General features: G+C 33.5%; 1 pseudogene. It reads left to right on the top strand.

The features are described from left to right. Window positions 1-198, top strand: a pseudogene (locus tag SB660_RS19385) (PLP-dependent aminotransferase family protein); the annotation flags it as partial. Window positions 199-346: the final 148 nt, after the last annotated feature.

Below are 346 nucleotides of genomic sequence, written 5' to 3'. Positions count from 1 at the left end.
AAAATATTGCCTTCCATATCAATGAAATTACTTTATACTAAAGCCTTATCAAAAGGGATTCTGATCAATCTCGGCAGTATCTATGCTCAGGAAAAAGGGAATTATATTCGCTTATCATATGCTTATGCATCTCTTGAAGACCTTCAAAAGGGGATTTATGAGTTGGGTTTAATGATAAAAGAACTGGCAAGTAAGTAACTTTTATATCCTTAAATGGATGTTTCACTAAAAAAGAGATCAAGCCTAATGATCGCTTGATCTGATAATAACAAGAGTTACTAGAATAGACCAAATCATGGTTCGGTCTTAAAATGATCATGTCTCTGATCGAAAAGTCTTTCCGACT

Source organism: Bacillus sp. SIMBA_005 (assembly GCF_046535585.1).
GTDB lineage: Bacteria > Bacillota > Bacilli > Bacillales > Bacillaceae > Bacillus > Bacillus pumilus.
This window is presented reverse-complemented; position numbering and strand designations above follow the sequence as displayed.